General features: G+C 60.8%; 11 protein-coding genes. 8 read left to right on the top strand and 3 right to left on the bottom strand.

All coding sequences use genetic code 11. The annotated features are described in order from the left end of the window. Positions 1-476: 476 nt before the first annotated feature. On the top strand, positions 477-686 hold the full coding sequence (locus tag RA25_RS22265) for a hypothetical protein (protein ID WP_052254339.1): 210 nt from the start codon (positions 477-479) through the stop codon (positions 684-686). A 6-nt stretch (positions 687-692) separates the two neighbouring features. Then, a complete protein-coding gene (locus RA25_RS23445) occupies positions 693-815 on the top strand; it encodes a hypothetical protein (protein WP_275041683.1) in 123 nt (40 codons plus the stop codon). 56 nt (positions 816-871) lie between these two features. Here the strand turns inward: RA25_RS23445 and RA25_RS21570 are convergent, their stop codons facing one another. The 3 genes from RA25_RS21570 to RA25_RS21560 form a co-directional block, all read right to left on the bottom strand. Further along, a complete protein-coding gene (locus tag RA25_RS21570; protein ID WP_019296715.1) occupies positions 872-1,222 on the bottom strand; it encodes a RidA family protein in 351 nt (116 codons plus the stop codon). Positions 1,223-1,269: 47 nt separating this feature from the next. Further along, the gene (locus RA25_RS21565) at positions 1,270-1,614 is read right to left on the bottom strand and encodes a hypothetical protein (protein WP_019296716.1); all 345 of its coding nucleotides are present in this window, start codon (positions 1,612-1,614) and stop codon (positions 1,270-1,272) included. 95 nt (positions 1,615-1,709) lie between these two features. Then, complete coding sequence (locus RA25_RS21560; protein ID WP_019296717.1) at positions 1,710-2,582, bottom strand: MurR/RpiR family transcriptional regulator; 873 nt, start codon at positions 2,580-2,582, stop codon at positions 1,710-1,712. A 153-nt stretch (positions 2,583-2,735) separates the two neighbouring features. Here RA25_RS21560 and RA25_RS21555 point away from each other — a divergent pair, with 153 nt between their 5' ends. The 6 genes from RA25_RS21555 to RA25_RS21530 all read left to right on the top strand — a co-directional run bounded on the left by RA25_RS21555 (position 2,736) and on the right by RA25_RS21530 (position 9,641). After that, on the top strand, positions 2,736-3,521 hold the full coding sequence (locus RA25_RS21555) for an N-formylglutamate amidohydrolase (protein WP_019296718.1): 786 nt from the start codon (positions 2,736-2,738) through the stop codon (positions 3,519-3,521). Then, positions 3,514-4,110, top strand: a complete 597-nt coding sequence (locus RA25_RS21550) for a TRAP transporter small permease subunit (RefSeq protein ID WP_039149163.1) — start codon at positions 3,514-3,516, stop codon at positions 4,108-4,110. The genes RA25_RS21555 and RA25_RS21550 overlap by 8 nt, the downstream gene beginning before the upstream one ends. Further along, the gene (locus tag RA25_RS21545) at positions 4,110-5,612 is read left to right on the top strand and encodes a TRAP transporter large permease (RefSeq protein ID WP_039149166.1); all 1,503 of its coding nucleotides are present in this window, start codon (positions 4,110-4,112) and stop codon (positions 5,610-5,612) included. Before RA25_RS21550 ends, RA25_RS21545 begins: the two co-directional genes overlap by 1 nt. A 51-nt stretch (positions 5,613-5,663) precedes the next feature. Next, complete coding sequence (locus RA25_RS21540; protein ID WP_019296721.1) at positions 5,664-6,698, top strand: TRAP transporter substrate-binding protein; 1,035 nt, start codon at positions 5,664-5,666, stop codon at positions 6,696-6,698. A gap of 116 nt (positions 6,699-6,814) precedes the next feature. Then, positions 6,815-8,167, top strand: coding sequence for a glutamine synthetase family protein (locus RA25_RS21535; protein ID WP_039174901.1), 1,353 nt, complete (start codon positions 6,815-6,817; stop codon positions 8,165-8,167). A gap of 91 nt (positions 8,168-8,258) precedes the next feature. Then, a complete protein-coding gene (locus RA25_RS21530; RefSeq protein ID WP_039149172.1) occupies positions 8,259-9,641 on the top strand; it encodes an aldehyde dehydrogenase family protein in 1,383 nt (460 codons plus the stop codon). Positions 9,642-9,693: the final 52 nt, after the last annotated feature.

Below are 9,693 nucleotides of genomic sequence, written 5' to 3'. Positions count from 1 at the left end.
AACCAAAACCAGGAATCGAAAGTTCAGAGCCGAAGCCCCTCTTCCGCACTGCTTCACTTCGGCCAGTCCAGCCCGGAAGCCCCAACCGGAAGCGCTCCGCTGCCCTTTCCGCAGCCGCAGCCGGAGTTTCGCAGTTGCCAAGACGGCCTAGACGCCACGAGCGGCCCCATTGATCATTAAAACCAGGCCAGCGCAGATCTGGCGGCTACAGCAGGTGGCAAGCTCCGGTCGCAGGTAAAGACACCGCGAGCCGGCCTGTATCCAGCGAAGCTGGCAATACCGATCGCCTTGGCTTCGGACTGTAACTTGAGGACCGAGAGAACGGGACCAAAGATGTCCTCGCTTGCGGAACTACCGTGGGGCGCACCGACATCATGCGGCATTTCGACAAGGCGGAAGTGGGCACTGAAGGCGGGCTGATGCAGCTGGGCACGCTGTAAGGCAATCAGGTGGCGGCGGTTGCGAGCCTGAAAACCATGGAAGTTTTGCGCGGCGAAGGTACCTATGACCAGCTGAACCGCATCGGCCAAAGGCTGATGCAGATGACCGTTGCAGCATTGGAAGAAGCCGGGGTCCCGTTCCAGATCGCAGGTGAACCTGCAGTGTACGAGGTCGTTTTCACAGATTCCAAAGTATGCGATTACCGGGACACCCAGGCCGGAAAAGCCGAACGCACCAAGCGCTAAAACGAGGTGCTGCGCCAGGAAGGCATCTTCAAATCGCCGGGCAAGACCTACCCCAGCCTGGCGCTGACAGACGAGGATCTGGAACAGACCGAAGCGGCCATTAGGAAGGCTGCCGCGGCTCTGGACTAAAATATCAGGAAAAGGCGGGCTGCCTGCCCGCCTTTCCCATACCAGCCAAGGCTAACTTAGGCTTTGGCCGCGGTTACGATCAGTTCCACCAGGAAATCCTCGCGGGCCAGCTTCGCTTCGCCGCAGGCGCGCGCCGGGGCATGGCCCTCTGCCACCCAGGCATCCCAGACCGCGTTCATCTCAGCAAAATCCCTCATGTCAGACAGCCAGATAACCGTCTGAAGGATTCTGGTCTTGTCACTGCCCGCCTCCGCCAGCAGCGCGTCGATCTTGTCCAGGCAATCCTGGGTCTGCTGCGCCACACTGGCGCCTGCGGTGCCGACCTGCCCTGCAAGATAGATGGTATCGCCATGGGTCACGATCTGGCTCATGCGCTGGGTGGTGTGGCTGCGGGTAATTTCAGACATCTCTTTTTCCTCGGAATAACTGCTGCTGGGGGGGGGGCACTGCGGCCTTACTGGGACAGCAGCCACTTGCCTTCGGAAAGGCAGAATTTCCGGCGGGCCTGCTTTGGCGTCTGATCGTCTTTGACAAAGGCCTGGTGCTGCAAAAGAACGCAGTCGCCTTCCTTGCCCGCCACCTGAACCTCGCCGTGCGCGCCGCTGTCCGGGTTGCTCCACTTGGCCCGTTTACCGCCCTGCGCCTCAGCCAGCAGGGATTGCTCCGCCTGCCGCATGATGTTGGTGTCCTGCGGTGTCAGCCCGGACTTGGCCAGGATACGGCTGAGCGGATTGGCAGCTGCGGGCGAGGCAATCACTGCTGCCACCGCGGCAGCTGTCAGAATTCCGGAAAAACGCATGTGAATACTCCTGCCTGAATGAAACCGGCTATACCATCAGTAAGGCGCAACCGGCGAGCAATGTCCATGCGGCGGATCAGAAGAACCTGGCCGGATCAGGAGAACTTGCGGAACAGCCGGGTCATATCGAACAGCTCATCCAGCCGGTCATAGCGGTCCTTGGTCTTGTCCCAGCTCTCCTCCTGGGTGGCGGCAATCATCGCCTCCAGCAGCATCATGGTGGAGATGTTGGAGTCCCAGGCCGAGGGGATTTCGACCCAGCAGTTGAAGGTGTGCTCGGCTACCGACGCAATCGGGCTGGCCCATTGATCGGTGATCAGCACGATCTTCACCCCGCGCTCCGAGGCCAGCTCGGCCAATCTTTGCAGGTTGGTCTCATAGCGGCGCACGTCGAACATCAGGAGCGTATCGCCCTCAACCATGTCCAGAACGTAATGCGGCCAGGTGGCGGATGAGGACGTCATATGGGTGACCCGCTGCCGGATCGCCTGGAAGTGGGTGAAGGCATAATCCGCCAGCGCCCGGGTGATGCGCCCGCCCACAACGTAAAGCCGCCCCTCAGTGTTGGCCAGCTGATGCACCGCGGCGTCGAAATGGGCGGAGTCGATGTTGGAGAACGTCTGCTGCAGGTTGTCAGTCACCGCCTGTGCAAATCTGTTCAGCAGGTGGCCTTCGGGCGCCTCAGAGGCCCAGTTGTCGCGCCGCTTGGTGGGACCGGAAACCTTGGCCTCCAGCTCCTTAAGCAGGGCCTGATGAAACTGCGGATACCCTTTGAACCCCAGTTTCTGCACCATCCGGGCCACCGTCGGCGTGGACACTTCAGCATTCCCGGCGACGATGGTGATCGAGGCCAGCCCGGCCGCAGGATAGTTTTCCAGCAGCAAGTTCGCGAACTTTCGTTCGGATTGAGTGAGCGAGGAATAGTTTTCGCGGATCAACTCGCGAACGGTGGCAGGAGGTTTCGACAACGGCGCAATCCTGTTTTTGAACAGACACTTTCTACCCCGGAACCGGCCTGAAAAGAAAGTTTCAGGAATCCCTGTCCGGAACCGATCATGAAAAGATATTGACACAAATATCTCTTCATGGAAACATTTTTCCAATTCGCAGGGAGGCGGCGCATGCACGAGAGTGATTCTCACACTCAGAAGGACGCGGTGGAGGTGGTGAACCGTAACGGCACCAGCCCGGTCCTGCTTCTGTGCGAGCATGCCTCCAGCAATATCCCCGCCCGTTATGACGGGCTGGGCCTGCGCGAGGCCGACCGGCTGAGCCATGCCGCATGGGACCCAGGCGCGCGGGCCGTGGCCCTGCATATGTCCAAAGTGCTGGATGCCCCGATGGTTGCCAGCACCGTGTCGCGGCTGGTCTACGACTGCAACCGCCCGCCAGAGGCCTCCAGCGCAATGCCGGGGAAATCCGAACTGGTGGAAATTCCCGGCAACAAGGGACTGACCGCAGAACAGCGCCTGGAACGGGTTGAAACGGTTTATGACCCCTTCTGCGCTGCCGTTTCTGAGGTGATCAAGGCCCGCAAAGAATCCGGGCTGCAGACTGTTCTGGTCACGATGCACAGCTTTACGCCAGTCTATTTCGGCAAGCAGCGCGCGGTGGAGATCGGCATCCTGCACGATGACGACAGCCGCCTGGCAGACGCGATGCTGGCAGAGGCCCCTGCCCTGCCGCACCGCCGGGTTGAACGAAACGAGCCCTATGGCCCGGCTGACGGCGTCACCCATTCATTGAAAATCCACGGGCTGGCGCATGGGCTGGCCAATGTAATGATCGAGATCCGCAATGATCTGGTGGCGTCACCAGAAGAAGAAGAGGCCATGGCAGAAGAAATGCTGACATTGCTGCGCCCAGCCCTGGCCGCGCTGACGGCAGAGGGAGGGCCAGATGCCTAGAATTATCCGGGCTTACGTCCGCGGCATCGACGCGATGAACCGCGCCATTGGCCGCTTTGCCATGTATCTGATCTTTGCTCTGATCGGGGTGCTTCTGTGGTCCTCGGTCTCCAAGACTTTCTTCAACCCGTCGCTCTGGACGCTGGAGACCGCGCAATTCGTGATGGTCGCCTATTACATTCTGGGCGGCCCTTACTCGATGCAGCTTGGGTCAAACGTACGGATGGACCTGTTCTACGGGGCCTGGTCCACGAAGACCAAGGCGATGGTCGATGCTTTCACCGTGCTGTTCCTGATCGCCTATCTGGTGATCCTGATGTACGGCGCTCTCAGCTCAACCGCCTATTCCCTCGGCTATTTCGGGCTGGAACCGCTGCAGTTCTTCTGGGACCTGCTGAAAACGCTGCTGAGCGAAGGCCCCGCCGCCGCAGGCGAAAAACTCGGCTATCTGGAGCGCAGTTCCACCGCCTGGCGCCCCTTCTTGTGGCCCGTCAAAACCATCCTTTGCTTCGGCGTATTCCTGATGCTGCTGCAATGCCTTGCCGAACTGTTCCGGGATATCGGACGCCTGCGCGGAGTTGAAATCTGATGTCCTACGAATGGATCGCCATCGTGATGTTTGCCGGCATGATGCTCATGCTGATGACCGGCCAGAGGGTATTTGGCGCCATCGGCTTTGTCGGCGCGGTTGCGGGCATGCTCCTGTGGGGCACCGGCGGGGTAGAGATCCCCTTCTCCGCCGCCATGAAGCTGATGAAGTGGTATCCCTTGCTGACACTGCCGATGTTCATCTTCATGGGCTACGTGCTGTCGGAGTCGAAAATCGCCGACGATCTCTACAGGATGTTCCACGTCTGGATGGGGCCGGTTAAGGGCGGTTTGGCCATCGGTACTATCGGCCTGATGGTTCTGATCTCAGCCATGAACGGCCTGTCGGTTGCTGGCATGGCCATTGGTGCGACCATTGCGCTGCCGGAACTCTTACGCCGCGGCTATGACAAGATCCTGGTGACCGGTACCATTCAGGCGGGCTCCTCACTGGGTATCCTGGTGCCGCCTTCGGTGGTGCTGGTGCTATATGCGATGATCGCGCGCCAGCCCGTGGGGCAGCTGTGGCTGGCTGGTGTGATCCCGGGCTTGCTGATGGCCACCATGTTCATCATCTACATCTACGTCCGCGCCCGGATGCAGCCGAACCTCGGCCCGGCAATGCACCCTGAAGATCTGGCTGAGTACGAACAAGTCACCGACCATCCGCTGCGCCTGAACTACATCGTGCTGGGTGCGCTGGTGCTGGTTCCGCTCTTGATCCTGTCCGGTGCTATGGAAACCAAGTCCGCGCTTGGCGTGGCACTGGCGCTCGGCCTCCTCTCCTTCCTGACCCGCAAGAACGCGATGTTCTACAAGGACGTTTTCATGAAGGAGAAGTACCGCCTGCTGTTCTCCGGCGTGCTGCCGCTGGCGATCTTTGCCGCGATGATGGTGCCCTTTGTGAACGGCTGGACCTCTCTGGTGGAAAGCTCTGCCATCGGCGCCATGACCGCCTTCATCGCGGCGGTGCTGAAGGGGCGGATGACCAAAGAGGTGTTCGAAACCTCAGTGCGCTCGACGCTTGGCATCTCCTGCATGTTCATGTGGATCATCCTCGCAGCCCTGGCCTTTGGCGCCATTTTTGACGGCCTAGGTGCAGTCAAGGCAATCGAGGACCTGTTCACCACCAAACTGGGTCTCAGCCCCTGGATGATCCTGATCCTGATGCAGCTGAGCTTTATCGTGATGGGCACCTTCCTGGATGACACCGCGATGCTGGTGATCGTGGCGCCGCTCTATGTGCCGCTGGTGGGGGCGCTTGGCTTCGACCTGATCTGGTACGGGGTGCTTTACACCATCACCACCCAGATCGCCTATATGACGCCGCCGTTTGGCTACAACCTGTTCCTGATGCGCGCCATGGCGCCGCCGGAGATCGGACTGAAGGACATCTATGTCTCGATCATCCCCTTTGCCGCAGTGATGGTGCTGGCGCTCGCCCTGATCATGATCTTCCCGCAAATCGCCCTGTGGCTGCCGGAATATGTCTACGGAAAATAACCAAGGAGAGTCCTGCCAAGGGGCCGGATGTTTCAACAAGGAGTGAGAATTATGACAACAAGACGTAAGTTTCTTCAGTCCGCCGGCGTTGGCGCCATGGCGGCACCGCTGGCCACCCCGGCTCTGGCCCAGTCCACCATCAAGTGGCGGATGCAGACCTATGCAGGTGCTGCGCTGGCTGAACATGTGGTGAAACCCGCCATCGACATGTTCAACAAGATCGCCGGCGACCGGATGCAGATCGAGCTTTACTATGCCGATCAACTGGTCCCCACCGGTGAGCTGTTCCGCGCCATGCAGCGCGGCACCATCGACGCGGTGCAGTCGGATGACGACTCGATGGCTTCGCCCACCGAAGTCACCGTGTTCGGCGGCTACTTCCCCTTTGCCTCCCGCTACTCGCTGGACGTTCCGGTGCTGTTCAACCAGTACGGCCTGAACGAGATCTGGGACGAGGAATACTCCAAGGTCGGCGTCAAGCACATCTCGGCCGGCGCCTGGGATCCATGCCACTTTGCCACCAAGGACCCGATCAACTCGCTGGCGGACCTGAAGGGCAAGCGCGTCTTCACCTTCCCGACCGCGGGCCGCTTCCTGGCCCAGTTCGGCGTGGTGCCGGTCACCCTGCCCTGGGAGGACATCGAAGTTGCGGTGCAGACCGGCGAGCTGGACGGCATCGCCTGGTCCGGCATAACCGAGGACTACACCGTCGGCTGGGCTGATGTGACCGACTACTTCCTGACCAACAACATCTCCGGCGCCTGGGCGGGGTCGTTCTTTGCCAACCAGGGCCGCTGGAACGAGCTTCCGGAAGATCTGCAGACCCTGTTCCGCGTCTGCTGCGACCAGTCGCATTATTACCGCCAGTGGTGGTACTGGGGCGGCGAAGCATCCTTGCGCGTGAACGGTGACAAGATGAAGCTGACCACCATTCCGGACAACGAGTGGCAGCAAGTGGAAGACGCGGCCGTGAAATTCTGGGATGAAATCGCGGCCGAGTCCGAAACCAAGGCGAAGGTTGTGGAGATCTTCAAGAAGTATAACGCTGACATGCAGAAGGCCGGCCGTCCCTACCGTTACGGCTGAGGCCAGCGCTGAAACATGGAATTTGGCCTGCGTCTAAGCGGGCCAAATTCCTTACTCAAGGAATTTGCCAAAACTTTTGAAGAAAAGTTTTGCGCGCAACAGACAAAGGGCCGCTCATGCTCTCCTTCGACACTCTTAAGGATCAGGTTGCCGATGGCACCGTAGACACTGTTCTAGTCTGCCTTGTGGACATGCAGGGCCGCCTGATGGGCAAGCGCTTCCATGCCAAGCATTTCGTGAACGGCGCCTGGGAGGAAACCCATTGCTGCAACTACCTGCTGGCGACCGACCTGGCGATGGCGACGCCGGACGGCTATGCCTCGACCAGCTGGGAACGCGGTTACGGCGATTATGTGATGAAGCCCGACCTCGCCACCCTGCGCCCGGTGCCGTGGCTGGAGGGCACCGTGATGGTGCTGTGCGACGTGCTGGACCACCACACCCACGAGGAAGTCTCCCACTCCCCCCGGGCGATCCTGAAGAAGCAGGTGAACCGGCTGAAGGCGATGGGCTACGACGCCATGTGCGCCACCGAGCTGGAGTTTTTCCTGTTCGCCAGGAGCTTTGACGAGATCCGCCGCTCGGGTTTCCACGACCTCGAGCCGATCTCCGGCTACAACGAGGATTACAACATCCTGCAGACAACCCGCGAGGAGCATGTGATGCGCCCGATCCGCAACCACTTGTGGGATGCGGGGCTGCCGATCGAGAACTCCAAGGGAGAGGCCGAGACCGGCCAGGAAGAGCTGAACATCAAATACGCGGCGGCGATGGACACGGCAGAGTTCCACACCATTGCCAAACACGCGGTCAAGGAAATCGCCGAGCAACAGGGTCACGCGGTGACCTTCCTTCCGAAGTGGAGTCACGACAAGGTCGGCTCCTCCTCCCATGTGCATCAGTCGCTGTGGCAGGACGGCAGCCCTGCGTTCTTTGACGAGAGCGACGAGCTAGGCATGTCCGCGCTGATGAAGAACTATATGGCGGGCCTGCTGAAATACGCGCCCGACTACACCGCCTTCATGGCGCCCTATATCAACAGCTACAAGCGCTTCATGAAGGGCACCTTTGCGCCAACCCGGATCATCTGGTCTGTGGACAACCGCACCGCGGGCTACCGGCTGTGCGGCGACGGGACCAAGGCAATCCGCGTCGAATGCCGCATTCCGGGCTCCGACATGAACCCCTATCTGACGATGGCAGGCATGCTGGCGGCCGGCATTGCCGGCATCGAAGAAGGGCTGGAGCTGCAAGCCCCCACTCGGGGCGATGTTTACCAGGGCGATACCGGCATGATCCCGGGCACCCTGCGCGATGCGGCGGCGGCTCTTAAAGGCTCAGCAATGCTGCGCAAGGCCCTTGGCGATGATGTGGTCGACCACTACGTCCGCGCGGCGGAAGTGGAGATCGAGGATTTTGACCGGGTGGTTACCGATTACGAGATTGCGCGCGGGTTCGAGCGGGCATGATCCGGACGCGCCGGGGGCCAGCCCCCGGACCCCCGGAGTATTTTCGGAAAGATGAAGAGGGCTTTGCCCTTTCTGAATGGAGTGAATGGCAATGGGCCAGGTATTGAAATGCATCTCACCGGTTGACGGATCGGTCTTTGCGGAACGCGAAGTGCTGTCGCGCGAGGACGCGTTTGCAGCGGCGGAACGGGCACGGGCAGCGCAGACAGCCTGGGCGGAACGGCCCTTGCAGGAGCGCATTGAACTGGTGATGGCAGGCGTGGCCGCCGTCGGTGCGATGAACGATAAAATCGTGCCGGAACTGGCGCATATGATGGGCCGGCCGGTGCGTTACGGCGGCGAGTTTGGCGGTTTTAACGAGCGCGCAGGCCACATGGCAAAGATCGCTGCAGAGTCGCTGGCGGATATTGAGGTCGGCGAGGACGCAACCTTCAAGCGCTACATCAAGCGTATTCCGCATGGGGTGGTCTTTGTGGTCGCCCCCTGGAACTACCCCTATATGACCGCAATCAACACCGTGGCACCGGCACTGATTGCCGGTAACACCGTGGTTCTTAAGCACGCGACCCAGACCCTCCTGGTGGGCGAGCGCATGGCGCAGGCCTTCCATTCCGCAGGGGTCCCCGCAGACGTGTTCCAGAATGTCTTCTTGGATCACGGCACCACCTCGGAGCTGATTGCCGCCAAGGCCTTCAACTTCGTGAACTTTACCGGATCGGTTGGCGGCGGCCAGGCGATGGAGCGCGCGGCAGCCGGCACCTTCACCGGCGTTGGCACCGAGCTGGGCGGCAAGGACCCGGGCTATGTCATGGAAGACGCCGATCTGGACGCCGCGGTGGACACGCTGATTGACGGCGCCATGTTCAACTCCGGCCAATGCTGCTGCGGCATCGAGCGGATCTATGTGCACGAAAGCCTGTTTGACGCCTTCCTGGAGAAAGCGATTGCCATCGTGAAGGGCTACAAGCTGGGCAACCCGCTTGATGCGGAGACCACCATCGGCCCGATGGCCAATGTGCGTTTTGCCAGCGAGGTGCGCGGCCAGATCGCCGAGGCGGTTGAGGAGGGCGCGGTGGCCCATATCGGGACCTTTTCCGAGGATGACGGCGGCGCCTATCTGACGCCGCAAATCCTGACCAACGTGTCTCACGACATGCGGGTGATGCGGGAGGAAAGCTTTGGCCCGGTTGTCGGCATCATGAAGGTCTCCTCGGATGAGGAAGCCATCCGGCTGATGAATGACAGCGACTTCGGCCTCACCGCCTCGCTCTGGACCAGAGATGTGGAGCGGGCGCAAGCCGTGGGGGACCGGATCGAGACCGGCACTGTCTTCATGAACCGCGCCGACTACCTGGATCCGGGCCTGTGCTGGACCGGCTGCAAGGACACCGGCCGCGGCGGCGGGCTCTCGGTCATCGGCTATCACAATCTGACCCGTCCGAAATCCTATCACCTGAAAAAGGTCACCGGCTGACGGACGGCCCCGCCCGCCCCGTTTCTCCTCCCGGGGCGGGCCACTTGCATCA

Origin of the sequence: Leisingera sp. ANG-S5 (genome assembly GCF_000813925.1) — a bacterium.
Lineage (GTDB): Bacteria > Pseudomonadota > Alphaproteobacteria > Rhodobacterales > Rhodobacteraceae > Leisingera.
This window is presented reverse-complemented; position numbering and strand designations above follow the sequence as displayed.